General features: G+C 66.7%; 14 protein-coding genes. 7 read left to right on the forward strand and 7 right to left on the reverse strand.

The genetic code is table 11. The features are described 5' to 3' along the window. Window positions 1-6: 6 nt before the first annotated feature. From ACFK0J_RS23060 to ACFK0J_RS23070, 3 genes are all read left to right on the forward strand, one after another. Window positions 7-1,179 carry a DUF6545 domain-containing protein gene (locus ACFK0J_RS23060; RefSeq protein ID WP_378730558.1) on the forward strand — a complete coding sequence of 391 codons (1,173 nt, stop codon included), beginning with the start codon at window positions 7-9 and terminating at the stop codon, window positions 1,177-1,179. A gap of 133 nt (window positions 1,180-1,312) precedes the next feature. Next, the gene (locus ACFK0J_RS23065; protein WP_378730560.1) at window positions 1,313-1,690 is read left to right on the forward strand and encodes a hypothetical protein; all 378 of its coding nucleotides are present in this window, start codon (window positions 1,313-1,315) and stop codon (window positions 1,688-1,690) included. Continuing rightward, window positions 1,687-2,235 carry a hypothetical protein gene (locus ACFK0J_RS23070; RefSeq protein ID WP_378730562.1) on the forward strand — a complete coding sequence of 183 codons (549 nt, stop codon included), beginning with the start codon at window positions 1,687-1,689 and terminating at the stop codon, window positions 2,233-2,235. Before ACFK0J_RS23065 ends, ACFK0J_RS23070 begins: the two co-directional genes overlap by 4 nt. 74 nt (window positions 2,236-2,309) lie before the next feature. On the opposite strand, the gene ACFK0J_RS23075 is transcribed toward ACFK0J_RS23070, so the two are convergent. From ACFK0J_RS23075 to ACFK0J_RS23105, 7 genes are all read right to left on the reverse strand, one after another. Beyond that, on the reverse strand, window positions 2,310-3,608 hold the full coding sequence (locus ACFK0J_RS23075; RefSeq protein WP_378730564.1) for a serine hydrolase domain-containing protein: 1,299 nt from the start codon (window positions 3,606-3,608) through the stop codon (window positions 2,310-2,312). Between the two features lie 234 nt (window positions 3,609-3,842). Beyond that, window positions 3,843-4,163 carry a MerR family transcriptional regulator gene (locus ACFK0J_RS23080; protein WP_378730566.1) on the reverse strand — a complete coding sequence of 107 codons (321 nt, stop codon included), beginning with the start codon at window positions 4,161-4,163 and terminating at the stop codon, window positions 3,843-3,845. Between the two features lie 10 nt (window positions 4,164-4,173). After that, window positions 4,174-4,542 carry a DUF1048 domain-containing protein gene (locus ACFK0J_RS23085; RefSeq protein WP_378730568.1) on the reverse strand — a complete coding sequence of 123 codons (369 nt, stop codon included), beginning with the start codon at window positions 4,540-4,542 and terminating at the stop codon, window positions 4,174-4,176. A gap of 2 nt (window positions 4,543-4,544) precedes the next feature. After that, window positions 4,545-4,874 carry a PadR family transcriptional regulator gene (locus ACFK0J_RS23090; protein ID WP_378730570.1) on the reverse strand — a complete coding sequence of 110 codons (330 nt, stop codon included), beginning with the start codon at window positions 4,872-4,874 and terminating at the stop codon, window positions 4,545-4,547. 215 nt (window positions 4,875-5,089) lie between these two features. Next, a complete protein-coding gene (locus tag ACFK0J_RS23095; RefSeq protein WP_378730572.1) occupies window positions 5,090-5,995 on the reverse strand; it encodes an ADP-ribosylglycohydrolase family protein in 906 nt (301 codons plus the stop codon). A 211-nt stretch (window positions 5,996-6,206) separates the two neighbouring features. Next, window positions 6,207-6,644, reverse strand: coding sequence for a DUF6010 family protein (locus ACFK0J_RS23100; protein ID WP_378730574.1), 438 nt, complete (start codon window positions 6,642-6,644; stop codon window positions 6,207-6,209). A gap of 350 nt (window positions 6,645-6,994) precedes the next feature. Next, on the reverse strand, window positions 6,995-8,938 hold the full coding sequence (locus ACFK0J_RS23105) for a helix-turn-helix domain-containing protein (protein WP_378730576.1): 1,944 nt from the start codon (window positions 8,936-8,938) through the stop codon (window positions 6,995-6,997). Window positions 8,939-9,301: 363 nt separating this feature from the next. Here ACFK0J_RS23105 and ACFK0J_RS23110 point away from each other — a divergent pair, with 363 nt between their 5' ends. The 4 genes from ACFK0J_RS23110 to ACFK0J_RS23125 all read left to right on the forward strand — a co-directional run bounded on the left by ACFK0J_RS23110 (window position 9,302) and on the right by ACFK0J_RS23125 (window position 15,071). Then, on the forward strand, window positions 9,302-10,606 hold the full coding sequence (locus ACFK0J_RS23110; RefSeq protein WP_378730578.1) for a tannase/feruloyl esterase family alpha/beta hydrolase: 1,305 nt from the start codon (window positions 9,302-9,304) through the stop codon (window positions 10,604-10,606). Between the two features lie 37 nt (window positions 10,607-10,643). Continuing rightward, window positions 10,644-11,936 carry a hypothetical protein gene (locus ACFK0J_RS23115; protein WP_378730580.1) on the forward strand — a complete coding sequence of 431 codons (1,293 nt, stop codon included), beginning with the start codon at window positions 10,644-10,646 and terminating at the stop codon, window positions 11,934-11,936. 72 nt (window positions 11,937-12,008) lie between these two features. Beyond that, window positions 12,009-12,839 carry an SDR family oxidoreductase gene (locus ACFK0J_RS23120; RefSeq protein WP_378730582.1) on the forward strand — a complete coding sequence of 277 codons (831 nt, stop codon included), beginning with the start codon at window positions 12,009-12,011 and terminating at the stop codon, window positions 12,837-12,839. Between the two features lie 279 nt (window positions 12,840-13,118). Beyond that, window positions 13,119-15,071 carry a GMC family oxidoreductase gene (locus ACFK0J_RS23125; protein ID WP_378730584.1) on the forward strand — a complete coding sequence of 651 codons (1,953 nt, stop codon included), beginning with the start codon at window positions 13,119-13,121 and terminating at the stop codon, window positions 15,069-15,071. Window positions 15,072-15,123: the final 52 nt, after the last annotated feature.

The raw sequence follows: 15,123 nt of genomic DNA on the forward strand, positions 1-15,123 counted from the left end.
CGAGCAATGATGACGTCGACGCTGCCGACAGCGGTAACGCTGCCCATAGTTGTCGCCGCCATCCTGTTGCTCACCGGCCGCCTCGTCGGCTTGCTCAGTACCGAGCTCGATCGGCACGTCACCATCGCCTTCGGCTGTGTCGTCGCCACGGCGGCAACCCGGGAACCGACAGTGTGCCGTCTCATCACCGCCCTATCCGGCGGATGGCTCTCGGAACAGCTGATTCTCGAACTCGGGGCGGTCGGTTTCAATGTCGGCTATGCGGCCGGGCTGCTGATCGGGGCGGCGCTGCTGCATCGCTCGCGCTCGCCGCGCGTCTGCTACGGGCTTGCCGCCGTATTCAGTGTGGCGGCGCTGTGCTGCAGCACATTCGGCGATGGCGACGGCACGATCTTCGAACGCGGCGGATGGGCACAGTTCGGATACTGGTTGTGCACAGCGCCGATCGGTACGGCGATGGCGGTCATCGTCATCCGGGCGGCCAGTGCCGAACTACGCAACCGGGTCGGTCGCCGGGAAGCGGCCATGTACGTGGCGATACTCCTCGCGGGCGTCGCGGTGCTCGGTCGCATCGGCGCCACCATCACGGCGGCCGCCATCCGAATCAGCGCGCCGCACAACTCGTTCACCGGCTTCCAGGCCGAAATCGACCGCAACGGGGTGTTTTTCGATCTCCTGCTGTGCATGGGATTGACGATGATCGCCATACTCGCCGCAGCACGCAGCCGGATGGGCGTAGACGAGCTGACGCGTCACCGCAAAGCGCTTCGCCCCCTCTGGGTCGAATTGACCACCGCCTGCCCGGAGATCGTGCACCACAGCCCCGTACCGCTCGGCGCCCAGCCCAACCGATATCTCTTACACCGCACCGTCATCGAGATCCGGGACAGCATCCTGGCCCTGGCCCGCTACGCGACTCCGCACCCACCCGATATCGAGGCGGCGATTTCGAGCGCCGCCCCGACCGGCCAGGCACACGACGCACTGGACCGCGCCGTCCTGCTCGTTCGCGCCCGAGACGCCAAGGCGCACGGCCACCCACCGAGCGGAAGCCGCTACTTCGCGCTCTCGGCCGCCGACAGTCTCCTCGACGAGGTCACCGAATTGACAGCCATCAGTGCGCAATGGCCGGTCGCCGAGGCCATCGCAGCCCGGGCCAGGCAGCGCGCCACGCTGTAACTCGACGTTCGCGGCTACGTCGCATACCCATGGTTGGCTACATGAACGGCTACTACCACGGGGCCGTTGAGCTCGGCGCGAATCGCAGCGGTTCGGATCTAGGGGTGGGCACTGTGCATGGCACAGTTTCACTGTGCCGTTGGATGATCTGCCGGACTGGATGTCGGCGTGGTGCGTGGACCTGTTGGGGGCCGAGCCGGTCGGCGTGCTGTTCGAGTGGCAATCGATTTCGACGGTGGTCGGGTTGCGGTTGGCCGGCGGGCAGGACGTCGTGGTGAAGATGCGGGAGGATGACGGTCGGGTCGCGTCGTGTGTCACCGCGCAGGATCGGTTGGCGCAGCGCGGGTTTCCGTGCGCCCGGCCGCTCACGCCTGCGGTCGGCGTCGGTGCCCTGGCCGTGCACGCCGAGCAGTACCGGCCTGGCGGTGAACTGTTGCGCGGCGACTCGCCGGACGTCGCCGTGCGGTACGCGGAAGTGTTCGCCCGGTTGATGGCCGAACTGGCGAGGTGACCGTCGCGCCGCCGCTGCCGAATCCGCGCTGGGTGCGTTGGGACCACACCGATTCCGGGTTGTGGCCGAAGATCGGGTTTCTCGATCAACGGGACCAGAGCGTTGTGCCCGCGTACGTTGTCGACACGGCCGAGCGGGCCCGCAAGCGGATGCGGGCCGCCGACTTGCCGTGCGTGCTCGGCCATGCCGACTTCGAAGCGCAGAACCTCCGTTGGCACGGCAGGGAGGTGTGGGCTGTGCACGACTGGGACAGCCTGGCGTGGCAGCCGGAGGCGGCACTGGTGGGTGCGGCGTGTGGGGCGTTCACCAGAGACGCCGGGCCGCCGACCCTGGCCCCGATCGAGAGCTCCGCCGCATTCCTGACGGCTTATCAGGCTCGGCGGAGACGCCGGTTCACCGCCGAGGAGCAAGAGATCGCGTGGGCGGCCAGCCTGTGGCCCGCGGCGCACAACGCCCGCTGGGAAGCCCTGCACGGCGACCCCCCGGTGTCCTGCGACGCCGTCCGCGCGCAAGCAACCGAACGCCTCCGCAGAGCCAACGCCTAGCCACGAGCGCCGATTGCCAACGCCCAATTGGCAATCGGGAAGCTGCGAGAACCGGTGAGTGGAGCGCCCCGGAGTCAGCCGAGGCAGGATCGGACAGCTTCGGACAGGCTCGACGCCCGCGGGTCGTCGGGGCGGAAATTCCAGAGGTTGGTGACGTAGCCGAAGCCCACCCGGGCGTCGGGGTCCGCGAACCCGATCGATCCGCCGGAGCCCGGGTGGCCGAACGACCCCGGCCCGGTCATCGGCAGCATCGGGCAGGCTCGCCAGAACCCGAGCGACATGTTGAAGGAGCGGTCGGCCGGAATGTTCAGATGCGGCGGCAGCCCGTGCATCCGCGTCTTATCGGACTGGACAGCTGTCGCCCGTTCGACGGTGGTCGAATCGAGCAGTCGCACGCCGTCGACATCGCTGACCGTGGCGGCGTACATCCGTGCCAGCGAACTAGCGTCGGCGACCATGTTCGCGGCCGGGAACTCTGCCGCACGCCAGGCACGCGTGGTGTAGTACGCGGTCTCGGGGTCGGCCATGTTGTCCAAGGCACCGCCCAGCGAACCGGCGCGCATTTGCACCGAGTCCGGACCCCACACGGCGTTGAACCATGCGGTGACCGTGTCCGCGTCGAGCCCGGTAGCTTTGGTCGTCCCGGCGATAAGCTCTTCCAGGCTGAACGGAGCGGCGTACTCGATGCGGGCCAACCGCTGCTCCTGTTCCGCTGGCAGTCCGATCCAGGCGCTCAGTCCGAGCGGGGCGGCCACCTCGTCGGCGAAGAACCTGCCGAGCGACTTCCCGGAGATCCGGCGCACCACCTCGCCGACCAGAAACCCGTAGGTGACGCCGTGATAGACATGCTCCGTGCCCGGCTGCCACAGCGGCGGCTGTGCCTCGAGTGCGCGGATGACCGGGTCCCAGGCGCATGCCTGCTCGAACGTCAACGGCCCGTCGACGATCGGCAGACCAGCCTGATGGGATAGCAACCAGCGCACCGGAATTCGGTCCTTGCCGTTGGCGCCGAACTCCGGCCAGTAGTCGACCACCGGGGCGTCCAGATCCAGCTCGCCGCGCTGTGCCAGCATGTGGGCACAGATCGCGGTAGCGCCTTTGGTCGTGGAGGCGACCCGGACGACGGTGTCGTCGGCCCACGGTCGGTTCGCCTCGCGATCGGCGACACCGTCCGCCTCGGCTCCGGCGATGCCGTCCCACAAGTCGACGACCCGGCGGCCGTCCACGTAGACGCAGCACGCCGCGCCCAATTCGCCGGGGTTTCTGTCGAAGTTGGCGCGGAACGCGTCGGCGACCTTGCCCCAGCCGTCCTCGACGCCGCTCTCACGGCCATCGTGGCCATGGCCTGTTGTCCTGCTTGTCGTACCTACCATCGCTGTAGTCCTCTTCTCGATTCCCGCACCGATCCCTTCGACCGGAAGCGGTTATACGTATATGTATACACATAGCCGTGCCGATGCGCGACTGACTGGGAATTCCGCGTAGCGGTCGTCAAGCAGTACAGCACGACTTGGCGGATCCCGTAGCGGCTTCAGCCTCGTATCATGTTGGGGTGCAACACTGTTCGTGGGCTCAGCGGCACAACTGGGCCCACTCCGCACAAAGACTTACCGAGAGCCGAGGATGTCCTCGACGTGCGCGAGATAGTCGAGCAGATCCCCGATTTCGGCCAACGCCACGCCCGCCCCGGCCAACGCCCGAACCCGCACCAGCCGCAGCAACTCGGCCGACCGGTACCGCCGACAACCGCGGCTGTCACATTCCGGTTCGTCGACCAGTCCGAGCTGGTGGTAGTGCCGGACCATCGCCACCGTGATGCCGGCGAACGCTGCCGCCCGGCCGATCGCGAATCCGTCTCTCGCGGCATCCGTTGTCTGGCAAAACTTTTCCGGATCTTGCACGCGGATCACCGGAGCGCGGTTTGTCATCGGGGGAGCCCTAACTCCCTTTCCCGGCGTCTTCTCCGGCGGCACGCTCGATGGCGTCGGTCAGCCGTTTGCGTTCGCGGCTTTTCCACGAGTCCTCTTGGTAGTTCCGCGCGAACGTCTCGATGAACTCCATCGGGTCGTCCCCGACGACCTCACCGACCGGGGTTCCATCCGCCGCGCTCTGCTCGAACAGATCGATGAGGTCCTCGAACATAGCGGTGCTACCCCCAGGTCCGAGGATCATCAGGTACCGCTCGAGCGCATCGACCGCTATGCGATAGCTTTGGGGCAGTTTTTCTTTGCGCGCTTTGTACTTCCACCACCGCCGCTTGTCCCCCATATCGCCGATCACCTTCGCGGTGAGCTTCGAGATGTCCATGGTCAGCTGCCTCCTTCATGGAGCTGTTCGAGCCGTTCGGAAAGGAAGCTCCACGTCCTCCAGAACTCGTCGAGATATTCCTGCCCCTGCGCGTTGAGGGAATACACCTTGCGCGGCGGCCCCTTCTCCGACTGGATCTTCGCCACGTCGACCAGGCCACGTTTCTCGATCCTGACCAACAGGGCATAGACGGTGCCCTCGGCAATATCGGAAAAACCCTGCTCCCGCAGCCACGCCGTGATCTCGTAGCCGTACGCGGGCCGCGCGGACAAGATCGCGAGGACGATGCCCTCGAGCGTGCCCTTGAGCATCTCCGTAATCTGCTTGCCCACCGATCACCTCCTCGCGCTACTCACTGTTGCTTAGTACCAGTAGATAGTATCACTGAGTAGTGTCGGCACAAGTCCCCCGTTTGGCAGCATGAGGTATTGGCTCCAGCGCCCAATGACCTCGTCTACCCTGCGCGGTCGTGGCGAATCTTGTTGCGCTCGGCGAGATCACGTGTCTGTCGGGCGAGCTCGTGGTGGTCGATTCGCTGATGACTGGGTCAATCTGTCGCCCAGGAGGGCAAGGGCTCGCGTGCGGCCAACCACTGGTGCGGGATCCCGCGTATCTCGCCCGCACCTCCGACCCCGGTGTGAGCGGCCACAATTCCACCGACGATCGCAGCCGTGGTATCCACATCCCCACCGGCCTCGACGCATGCGGTGACCGCGGCCGGGTAGTCATCAAGAAAGGTAGCGGCCGCCCAGAGGGTAAAAGGCACCGTATCTTGAGCGCTGACCTGTGCGCCATTGCCGAGCTCGTAAGCCGCTTGGGCTACCGATCGACCCAGCAGGTTCCTGGCTCGACGAACACCCTCCGCGGTCCGTCCATCGACCAGATACGGCTCCACCGAATCCAACAATTCGATTGGCGCACAGCCTTTTCCGCGAGTCGCCGCAGCGTGCCCGGCGGCGACGGCGACCGCCATAGCCCCCACGATCGCTTCCGGATGCCGATGGGTGACCTCAGCCGATAACGCGGCCTGCGCCGCCGCGCGATCAAGGTCCGCGGCGAAGTACGCCCCGAGCGGAGCGACCCGCATCGCCGCTCCGTTTCCCCACGAACCGCTACCACCGAATGCGGCGGTCGCCGCTTCGATCCAGGGCCACCCGTCGCGAATCTGGTGCAGCACAACAACAGTGCCGCCACCGTAGCCGCGGTAGGGCTCGCAGCGATCCGCGAACGCGGCGGCGAGTGCGTCCTGGTCGACGCCCCCGCGACGGCGAACTTCTGAGTACACCGAACAGGCCATCTCGGTGTCATCGGTCCATTGCCACGGTGGCGCCGGTGGTCGCCGGGCGAGAAGCTCAGGTACGGAACTGCCGGGCACGAAGAACTGGGCACCCAGCGCATCGCCAACAGCCAAACCCTCGAGGCTGTCATAGGCGATATCGGAATCCAGCGGCATACCGATGCAATAGTGCCAACGGCAACCAGCCGAGCGCAACACCCGGACTCACCGGGAGCACCAGCACCCATGACGTCGTCCGCACGCAGTGACCGACGACAAGGGGTGGGCACTGATGCCGACCTGAATCGTTCAGGCACAGCGGGTTCAAGTCTCGATCTACCTGATGCCCGTGTATCCGTGGGCGTCGCGAGGCACCGGGCGTGGACGGCTAGTTGGCGAGCTCGATCTGCTGGTCGGATTTGCGGCCGCGGCGGCGGACGAAAGCCAGTAGGTCGGGGCCGCCGCGTAGGCACCACAGCGCGATCACGGGGTCGCAGATCGCGCAGCCGAGCGAGGAATCGTGCGCGAAGGGGACGATCGGTTGGCCTTTGAGGTGATGCAACAGGTCGGAAACGGTGTGCAGCAGCCAAGCGATTCCGATGAACGTCCATGAATTCAGGCCGCGGAATGCGCAGTAGGTGATGGCGGCGGCGAACAGGTACTCCCAGGCGCCGAGGCCGCCGCCGCTGAGATACGCGGCTCCGGCTCCGGCGACCATGATCGCGTTGAAAGAGCGCCGATGCGGTTCCCGGATCAGCGACATCAACAGGGCGTACAGAACGCCGATCAGCAGCGGCGCGACAATAGTGACGACGACGGAATTCATGACCGGGCGACTCCTCGGGACGGCTCAGGGGTGGATCGGTCACGAAGGTATCTCCCCGCCGGGGCACATCCCAGTGGCATTTCTGCCAGTTACCCACGGAAAATCGCCAATGCGGATCACCCGGTCCAGCCGTCGCTTTCGCTGCTTCCACCGCCATTACCGGCATATTCACCCTCATGGCGCGGATCCGCCGAGGGGGTAGTTTCACGCCACGCACACCGCCGCAGTTCTGGCTCTGGACGGGGTGCTACCGTTCGATTTCAGCATCGGCGACATCACGAGCGAAGCGGGCATCAGCACGCGGCCCTGTTGCGGCAGTTCCGCACTCAGTCCGTCCTGGTGGCAGCACCTCATCGGATATCGACATCGCCTGCGCCAGTACCGCTCTCGATGAAAACGGCGGATTCGCGGAGGCGGTGCAGGCGCAGGGCCAATTGGATTTCCAAAGCGCGGTCGGGGTCTTGCCAGTCGTCGCCCAGCAGGCTGGTGATTCGCTCCAGCCGCTGAGTGACGGTATTGACATGGATGTGCAACCGTTTGGCGCTATTGCTCGGACTGCACCCACTGCCGAAAAACGCTTCCAGGGTGCGGATCAGCGAGGCGCCGCGACGCCGGTCGTAGTCGATGACCGGCCCCAGGGTTGTCGTCAAGAAGGCGAGCACGTCACCTTTCGTGCTGATCAGCAGGCCCACGAAGCCCAGATCGTCGGTGCTCGCCGCCGCACCGGAGCGGCCGAGCGCGTGCAGGGCGTGGATGCACCGTTGCGCCTCGCGGTGCGCGTCGGCGACCCCCGCCGGGAGATCGACCGGTCCGGTTGCGGCGATGGTCGCGGAAGCTCCGGTGGCGGTGCTGAGTTCGGTGGCGAACTTTCTGGCAATGGCCCCGGGATCGGTCCCGGGCAGCATCAGCACGGTGTGCTCGCCCCGGTTGGCCGCCAGTCCCTGGTGCATCGTGATGTGACCGGTCGTCCAGGTAGCGGCGCGCGGGCGGCCGCCATGGTCGACCACCAACAGGACGTAGGGCTGTTCGAGGTCGATGCCCAACAGGGCGGCACGGCTGCGCAGGGCGGCATCACCGGCGACTCGGCCGCCGAGCAGATCGTCGAGCAGCTCACCGCGCACCCGGCTCTCCGCCTCGGCGATGCTGCGCCGGAACAGCAGTAGCAGCGCGGTGACCAATGCCGCCCGTTCGAGGATGCGCTGGTCGGCCAGGGAGAGCTCGCCGGAATGCTGCAGCACCAGCGTGCACAGCGGTTCGGCGCCCGCCCCCGCGGGAGCGGCCCACAGGTCCCGCAGGCGCGCGGTTCTGCCGAGTCTGCCTGCGGTTTGGACGATTTCGCCGAGCAGGGTGGGGTCGTCGAGTTGGTCGCGGCCGCTGGCCTCGGGATCGATATCGGCGATGCGGCCGCCTTCGGCGTCGAAGACGAGTAGTGCCCCGCCCAGAATGTCCCGGGCGACCGTCGCGATATCGGTGACCCCGCCACCGCGGACAACCAGATCGGTCATTCGATCATGGGCCTGAGCGGCGCGCTCGACAGTGGTGTAGTGGGCGTGCATCGCCGCGTTGGCGGCACTGAGTTCGGCCAGGGCGGTGCGGGTTTTGGTCAGCAGGCGCGCCGAATCGAGGGCGACGGTGGCGTGCGCTGCCAGCGAGCCCAGCAGTGCGATCTCTTCGGGAGCATAGGGCCGAGCGCTGCGGTGCGAGGCGAACAGTACGCCGATCACCTGGTCGCCGAGCTTCATCGGGACACCCAGGATGGCGACGATGCCTTCCTCGGCGACGGCGGCGTCGATCTCGGTGGTGTGGCGGAAGCGTTGGTCGGCGAAGTAATCGGCGGAGCAGTACGGCATTCCGGTCTGGGCGACGAGCCCGCCGAGGCCCGCACCCATCGGCAGCCGACACTCGCGGAAGGCCCGTGCGGCCGACCCGTCCGTGACGCGCATATAGGTGTCGCCGCGCTCGGGGTCGGGCAGCGTCATGTAGGCGATGTCGGCGTGCAGCAGTCGCCGTGCGCGGTGCACGATCGCGCACAGCACCGCGTCCACCTCGCGCAATCCGGCCAGATCGCTTGCCGTGTCGAAGAGGGCGGCCAGCTCCGCCTCGCGCCGGGCGCGCCGCTCGAGCAGCGCTCGCACGCGTAGCGCGGCGAGTTTCGCGGCCTCCAACTCGGCCAGCGTTGCCGCGCAGGCTCCGGCCGCGCGTGCTTCCAGCAATGGCGCTTCGAACTCGACGGCGGGTGCCTCCCGCTCGAGCAGCGCGAGAAATATCTGCCAGGACATGGTCGAGCTGGTCATCGGCGATCGGTCGCCTGCTGCGCCATACCGCCTCCATGAATCGAGCTGTGCCGAAACTCCAGGCCGATCCGTAGGCGGCCGTGCCGGATTCGGGACACCGAGACCGGTCGTGTGTCTCCGAGACGTAGACCGCTGTCCGGATCAAGCTGTGCTGGGACAGTAGATCGATTCGATCGCGGTTGCGACGTGTTCGGGCCACATACTTCCGGCCGCATGTATCCGACGCGTCAACATATTTGACGAGGCTGCTGGAACAGTGGTGCCCCACACCACAAAACCGAGTCCGAAAGTGGCTGCGGCGTATCTGGTTACCTGCCGATGCCAGCGCACAGAATTCAGGCATTCCGCTCGAGGAGGAGCCTTATGCCGCTGGTTTCACGTCTGGTCACACACGTCGCCACCGTGACGGTCGCGGTCGTCATGGTGGGAGCCGCCGCCGATGTCATGGTCGCGGAAATCCAACCGGCGAGTTGCGCCGCGCCCCTGGTTGCCGCCGCGGAGCAGCAGATTTCGGCCTGTCTGGCCGACCTGACCACCACGGGCACGGTGGCGTCCGGGCATACCGTGCCCGCGGATTGGGTTGGCCTACAGTCCGCAAGCGCGACGAATCCGGCCGGGGTGCCCGGCATCCAGATCGACGGCTACTTTCCCGACAGTTCCACCATCAACACCCACCATGGCTGGAACCACGACAGCCAGTTCGTGATTCGGTTGCCCGAGCACTGGAACGGCGGGCTGGTGGTGGCCGGAACGCCCGGCAACCGGCGCCAGTACGCAAACGATTTCACCATCTCCGATTGGGTGCTGTCCCAGGGCTACGCGTACGCCGCGACGGATAAAGGCAATAGCGGCAGTGATTTCCATCAGGACGGGGTCGCGCCCGGTGACGCCATCGTCGAATGGCATCACCGGCTGACACAATTGACGATCGCGACGCAGGCCACGGTGCTGCGGCGATACGGACGACCGGCCGAGCGCACCATCGCGGCGGGCCTGTCCAACGGCGGCTATCTGGTGCGCTGGCAGCTGGAGCAGGTGCCTTGGCTCTACGACGGTGGTGTCGAGTGGGCGGGCACGCTGTGGAGCGATGAGGCGAATCTACTCAGGTTCTTGCCACCGGTACTCGGCAAATATCCGAATGCACCGGAAGACATTGTGGCGGCGGGATTTCCGGCTGAGTCAGCGCCACTGTGGGACTATCACGACAAAACCTACTGGGGTTCGACGCAGCGGATCTACCGTGCGGAGTTCGATCCGGATTACTCGGGCGCGGAGTCCGACTACGACTACGCCGGTCGTCCCGAGTCGGTTCGGGCGGCGGTGCGGCGGGTGGCGTTGACCGGGCGTCTGCGAAGACCGTTGCTCACCGTGCACGGCACCTTGGACGCCTTGCTGCCGATCGGCAAGGACTCCGATGTCTATGCCGCGATGGTCCGGGCGCACGGGAGCGATCCGCTGCACCGGTACTACCGGGTCGAGGGCGGCAACCATGTGGACGGGTTGTACGACTCGTTTCCCGATCTGCTCCGGCCACTGCTGCCTTGTTTTCGCAGTGCCTTCACTGCGCTCGAAACCTGGACCACGACAAAACGATTGCCGCCGCTGAGCGCGACGCTGTCGCGGCCTGCCCCGGGACAACCGGTCGGCACGTGCGAGCTGGGCGACTGAGTCCGCCGAATCCACCCCCGACGATGAGGAGCCGACGATGAAGATCCGAACCACCCTGGGCGCTCTGGCCTTCGCGACCGTCACGGCGGCCAGCACGGCGGTGGTGACCGCCGCCGTGCCCAGCCCGACACCACAGGACTTGCCCGGCTATGACATCAGCGCCGCCTACGTCGTCGGGATCTCTTCCGGCGGGTACATGGCGACCCAGTTGCACGTCGCCTACTCCGCTGTCTTCGCGGGCGCCGGTGTCTTCGCCGCCGGTCCGTACCGGTGCGCACAGGATTTCGACTATGCCGTGACCGCCCAGAACAGTTGTATGCAGAACGGAAGGCGCAAGTCCCCTACCGAGTTGGCGGACGAGACACGTCGACTGGCGAACACGGGCAAGGTCGACGCCGTGGCGAACCTGGCCGGTGACCCCGTGTACCTACACCACGGCACCAATGACAACACCGTCGTGCAGGCCGTGAACGATGACCTCGCAACCTATTACGGGCTGTTCGGCGCGGACGTCAGCTATGACAAGGACGGTCCGGCCGGGCACGCGTGGGTGAGCCCGATCGGGCCGGTGGAGTGCGCCGCGACCCGGTCGCCGTTCGTCAACAAATGCGCAGGCGATCCAGTCGGGCAGATGCTGGGCAAGCTGTTCGGCCGCGTGAGCGGCCCCGCCGCGACCCTCAGCGGCAAACTCGTCCAGTTCGATCAGAACGCTTACGCGCCGGGCGGCAACGCCGGTGCGATCAGCATGGACGGCAAGGGTTTTGCTTACGTACCCAAGCCCTGCTCCGACGGGGCGTCCTGTCGGCTGACGGTCGCGTTGCACGGTTGCAAGCAGGGCTACAGCTATCAATCGTTCGGCGACACCTTCATGAAGTACGCCTACCTCAACGAATACGCCGACACCAACAACACCATCGTGCTCTACCCGCAAGCGATTCCGCTCAGCAACGCCGGCACCACAAACCCGAACGGCTGCTGGAACTGGTGGGGCTACGGCGGCGACGCCAACTATGCCTGGCAGGGCGGAAAACAGCTCCAGACCATCATGGCGATGGTCGAGCGGCTGGACAGCGGCACGACCACGCCGCCGACCTCCACCACGACCGTCCCACCGACGAGCACATCGCCGACGACCACCCCGCCGACAAGCACGAGTCCGGCACCAGCATGCGTTACCGATACGAATCACGCGCACACGGCAGCCGGACGCGCCCACGTCACCAACGGCTACACCTACGCCAACGGTTCCAACCAGAACCTGGGTCTGTGGAACACCTTCGTCAAGTCGTCGATCAAGCAGACCTCCCCGGGTCATTGGGAGAAGTGCTGACGGGGAGACGCCCGGCCGTGAGAGCCGCGCGAGGTTGACATGAACAATAGTTCAGGTAGCAGGATCGGATCCATGTTTCTGGTTACCGGAGCAACAGGCAAGGTCGGCCGCCAAGCCGTCAACCAACTACACGAGGCGGGCGTCGAGGTTCGAGCGTTGGTCCGTCGCCCAGAGTCGGCGGATCTGCCGCCCGGTGTCGAAGTGGTCCGTGGAGATCTATCGGATCCGGGCAGCCTGGATGCCGCGCTCGACGGCGTGCACGCGGTGTTCCTGGTGTGGCCGACGCTGGATGCGGACGCTGCCGCGCCCGCCGTGGTGCGGAAGCTGGCCGAGCGGGTGCGGCATATCGTGTACCTGTCCGCCATGGGCGCCGACGAGCGGGCCGGCGCGGTGGCCGGTTCGCACGGCTACCTCGAGCGGCTCATCGACGAAACGGGGGTCGGCCGGACCTTCGTGCGCGCGGGCGGATTCGCCGGGAACGACCTGGGTTGGGCGGAGTCCATTCGCGCGGAAGGTGTTGTGCGCGAATACTACGACGATTGGCGCAGGTCGGTGATCCACGAGCGGGACATCGCAGCGGTGGGTGTGCGGGCCCTGCTCGAGGCGCACATCGGCGCCGTCTATGAGGTGACCGGCCCCGAGTTGCTGACCGCGCCGCAGCGGGCGCGGATCATCGCCGATGCGCTCGGGGTGCCGGTGCGGTTCGAGAAGATGTCCCGGGAGGAGATGGTGGCGGGCATGTCCGCCTGGATGCCGGTGGACGAGGTGGACAACGTGCTGGTGGAGATGGACGAGATGACCGCACAGCCGGAGCCGGTGCTGTCCACCGTCACCGAGGTCACCGGTGCGCCCGCACACACCTATCGAGAGTGGGTCGTCGACCACCTGGCCGATTTCCGTTGAGCACCAGTCGATTCCGCTGATCTCGCCCGACCTGCGAGGTGAGCTGGCTGCCGAATCGGCGTCAGCGAGCGGTGCAACTACTCGCGCGGTCGTGCGGCGCTCTGAGCGCATCCGCAAGCATCTCCGGCCCGCGCCGCGGCCATCGTCGAGATATCCGATCGGACGCCGCAAGCAAGTGAATGAATATTCCGCCCCGGCAGGGCTCCTACCTGGAACTTGTGCGCGAAGTCCACCCGACATGATTAACTCGACCGGCATTGGGAAAAAGGGGAGTTTCATATGGAGCCTACGGCCGAGCAGCGGGCAGCGCTGAGCATGATCTGCGATACATTCGTTCCCGGCGACGGATCGACCTTGCCGCCGGCGAGCGAACTCGGCGCGGTCGACACCGTCTTCCGGCTGCTGGGCCGCAGTCCGCGCGAGGCCGATCGCAAGCAGCTGGCAATGCTGTTGGGGTGGTGGGACTCTCGCCTGACCGGAATGCTCCTCGGCGCAGGCCCGCGTCGGTTTTCCACCCTGTCGCAGCAGGAGCGAGAGCGGGCGCTGCTGCGGCTCGGCGATTCGCGATCGGCGCCCGTGCGGGCGATCTTCCAAGCGCTCAAACAGGCGGCGTTGCTGTCCTACAACGTGACTCCGGGCCCCACGGGCACCAACCCGTTGTGGAAGGAGATCGGCTACCCCGCGCCGACCGGGCCGCTCAGTACCGCCCCACAGCCGTCGCTGACGCCGATACGGTGCACCGAGAACACCACGCTCACTTGCGATGTCGTGATCGTCGGATCGGGCGCGGGCGGTGGCACCGCGGCGGCCGTACTGGCCGAGGCCGGCCTGGACGTCATCGTGCTCGAGCGCGGAAACTATTACGACGACCGGGATTTCGGTGCGGGCGAACTTGCTGCCCTGGAACAGCTGTACGCACCCGGTGCCAGTTCATCCGAAGGGCAGATCACCCTGGTCGCCGGCACCTGTCTAGGCGGCGGCACCGTCGTCAACTGGAGCACCGCACTGCCCACCCCCGATTCCGTCCGCGCGGAATGGGCGGAACTGGGTGCGGCCCAGTTCGCCGAGGCCGAGTTCGGCGACGCCCTCGAGATAGTGCGACGCCGACTCGCCGTCACCGACAGCCGCTCCCCCCTCTCGGCCCGCGACGGTGTCCTGGAACGCGGCGCGCAGGCACTCGGCTGGGAAGTGGGTGCATTGCCGCGCAACGTAACCGACGCCTGCGACGCCGGAATCGAATGCGGCACCTGCGGTTACGGCTGCCGCCTCGGCGCAAAGCAGTCCGTCGCCAAGACGTGGCTTGCCGACGCTGCCGACGCCGGTGCCCGACTGGTAGTCGACGCGAACGTCCGCCGGATCCATGTGAAAAATGGCCGCGCCGAAGGTATTTCAGCGGTTACCGAGTCCGGAGTGCAGATCGAGGTGCGTGCCCGCGCCGTCGTCGTCGCGGCGGGCGCGGTGCAGACACCCGCGCTGCTGCGCCGATCCGGTTTGCGCAACAAGAACATCGGACGCCACCTGCGCCTGCACCCGGCCGCCGCGGTGTTCGGCGTCTTCGACGAGGAACTGCGGGGCTGGGAAGGCGCACTACAGGGGCGTATCTGCCGTCAGCACGCGAATCTCGACGGTAACGGCTACGGCGTCATCTACGAAACGGGTCCGGTCCATCCCGGCCTGGCCATCGGCTTCATGGGCTGGCGCGGTGCGGACGCACATCGCCGCACCCTGCTCGACTTCGCCCACACCACCCCGATCGGTGTCATCACCCGCGACCGCGACTCGGGCACCGTCGCCATCGACAAATCCGGCGAACCGATCGTCAACTACCGCCTGTCGCCCTACGACGCCGCCCACCTGCACACCGGAATCGAAGGCGCCGCAAGCCTTCTCGAGGCAGCGGGCGCACGCCGCATATTCTCCGGCCATCAAGCCGGCGTGGCCTACGAACCCGGCCGCCGCGGCTCGCACGCCGATTTCGCCGCCGCCTGCCGCGACGCGGGCTACGGACCGGGGCGCTGCGCGATGGGCGCCCTGCACATCATGGGCTCGGCCCGCATGGGCGGCTCCCCGCAACTTTCAGCCACCAACCCCGACGGCGCCACTTGGGAAGTCGCCAATATCGTCGTCGCCGACGGCTCCTGCTTCCCCACCGCCTCCGGCGTCAACCCGATGGTCTCCATCGAGGCGATCGCCTACATGAACGCGAAAAGGCTGGCAGCCCAACTGACTTAGGGGACGCGGCGCACCATCCGGCGTGGGCCACGTCCAACTCTCGGCGCCGCTG

Source organism: Nocardia brasiliensis, from assembly GCF_042691675.1.
Taxonomy (GTDB): Bacteria; Actinomycetota; Actinomycetes; order Mycobacteriales; family Mycobacteriaceae; genus Nocardia; species Nocardia brasiliensis_D.

Bases quoted from the DNA above. Each gene is read 5' to 3' on its own strand.
- ACFK0J_RS23060 (WP_378730558.1), top strand. From the start codon at position 7: ATGATGACGTCGACGCTGCCGACAGCGGTAACGCTGCCCATAGTTGTC.
- ACFK0J_RS23075 (WP_378730564.1), bottom strand. From the start codon at position 3,608: ATGGTAGGTACGACAAGCAGGACAACAGGCCATGGCCACGATGGCCGT.
- ACFK0J_RS23080 (WP_378730566.1), bottom strand. From the start codon at position 4,163: ATGACAAACCGCGCTCCGGTGATCCGCGTGCAAGATCCGGAAAAGTTT.
- ACFK0J_RS23085 (WP_378730568.1), bottom strand. From the start codon at position 4,542: ATGGACATCTCGAAGCTCACCGCGAAGGTGATCGGCGATATGGGGGAC.
- ACFK0J_RS23095 (WP_378730572.1), bottom strand. From the start codon at position 5,995: ATGCCGCTGGATTCCGATATCGCCTATGACAGCCTCGAGGGTTTGGCT.
- ACFK0J_RS23100 (WP_378730574.1), bottom strand. From the start codon at position 6,644: ATGAATTCCGTCGTCGTCACTATTGTCGCGCCGCTGCTGATCGGCGTT.
- ACFK0J_RS23105 (WP_378730576.1), bottom strand. From the start codon at position 8,938: ATGACCAGCTCGACCATGTCCTGGCAGATATTTCTCGCGCTGCTCGAG.
- ACFK0J_RS23110 (WP_378730578.1), top strand. From the start codon at position 9,302: ATGCCGCTGGTTTCACGTCTGGTCACACACGTCGCCACCGTGACGGTC.
- ACFK0J_RS23115 (WP_378730580.1), top strand. From the start codon at position 10,644: ATGAAGATCCGAACCACCCTGGGCGCTCTGGCCTTCGCGACCGTCACG.
- ACFK0J_RS23120 (WP_378730582.1), top strand. From the start codon at position 12,009: ATGTTTCTGGTTACCGGAGCAACAGGCAAGGTCGGCCGCCAAGCCGTC.
- ACFK0J_RS23125 (WP_378730584.1), top strand. From the start codon at position 13,119: ATGGAGCCTACGGCCGAGCAGCGGGCAGCGCTGAGCATGATCTGCGAT.